Source organism: Aminobacter sp. P4_H6_2 (assembly GCF_056400805.1).
Map to the genome: position 1 here is coordinate 1 of NZ_JBFUKO010000983.1, position 1,303 is coordinate 1,303.

1 protein-coding gene and 1 pseudogene are annotated in these 1,303 nt (G+C 56.3%); one reads left to right on the top strand and one right to left on the bottom strand.

Going from position 1 to position 1,303, the window contains the following annotated elements; translation table 11 throughout:
* Nucleotides 1–412: pseudogene (locus tag AC1DUU_RS32290) on the top strand (nucleotidyltransferase domain-containing protein); the annotation flags it as partial.
* Nucleotides 413–747: 335 nt separating this feature from the next.
* On the opposite strand, the gene AC1DUU_RS32295 reads toward AC1DUU_RS32290, so the two are convergent.
* A partial coding sequence (locus tag AC1DUU_RS32295) for a hypothetical protein (RefSeq protein ID WP_476787364.1) occupies nucleotides 748–1,303 on the bottom strand: 556 nt, incomplete at its 5' end.

Consider the following 1,303-nt stretch of genomic DNA (forward strand, 5'->3'; position numbering starts at 1 on the left):
CGCCGAGGTGTTGCGCGAGACGGTATCGGCTCGCCTCTTTGCTGGGCCACCCACGTTAGGGCAAGTCGAATTGAATGCCCTGCGATATGAGATCACGGATGCGATTGACGATCTGCGTGGCGACCGAACTGGCGCCGAGGTGCTGGCGATAGGCGTTATGCTTTATCCGAAGCTGGCAGAGCTTGCCTTGCGCGGTCGAGGTCACTGGAATGGAACCGGCAAATGGACGCCGCGCCTCCTGGCAGCGGCCGACGAACTCTTGAGTAATAGGTTTGATACAGCGTTCCGGGCCCTATTTGCATCGGGAGTATCCGACCTGGTCATCGACTTGGCGGAAACGGAACTGGCTTCACATGGGGGTCCGTTGTTCGACGGGTATCGCAGCACCGCTCCTACATCTTGGCGCGCGTGAGCCGATGCCTACCTTTCTCATCCCACGGCCAAAGACCGGACAAGCAGGAAGCCACCAGCTAACATCATTCCCGGCTCGGCAATCGTAGACCCGAAGCGGAGATCTATTGACGGGCATTGTTGGGGCCGATTCCAGACGGACGGCTCTCAGGCACCGACGGCGGTATAGCTGCCATTTGTTGGGAAGCGATCAGCGCGACCGCTACCGACCTAGTCGCGGACCTTCGTCGCCATTTCCAGGTATCCGAAAATCGGTCTGTCGCTAGGAGCATTTTCCATCATGTCCTATCTTCGGCAGAAAATCAGCGAAGCTGAAGCCCTCAGAAGGTCGAGGAATCAGGAGACCGCAGAGGTATGGTGAGCGTCTTTCCTCCTTTTCTCGGCTGCCTCCAGAGMGACCGTCAGCTTGGCATGTCTTTCCTGCAGTTCCTCAAGCGGCACATGTGGCAGCATCCAGTCTGGTTGTGGCCAAGGGTTTGCCTTTTCCTCGTCGCGTCGCTTGCTGATCTTCTCAATCTCCTTTCTGAAACGCTCTTCCGGGTCCCAGTCGCCTCTGTCTAGCAAGGGCACGCCATATTCCTTGGCGAGGATGTCATTTATCAGGACAGCCTCAAGGCCGATCCAAGCATAACGAAAGGTACGCTCCTCAAAAGCGTCGTGATATTCTGGAGGGCCRTCACCGTATTCCCAAAGCGACGATACTGATCTGTTTGCCAGGTAGATTTTGTTCGGGATCGAACGAATCCGGTACTGGAGCTTTGTCGGGAAACTGCCCCAATTCCAGCTGTCAGGAAAATCGATCCATGGTGTCTTCACCGTCGTTTTCCAGATGCCTGTTTGACTGTCCATATGCAGCGGGTCATCGACGACCTCTGAGCATGCGGCAACAAGG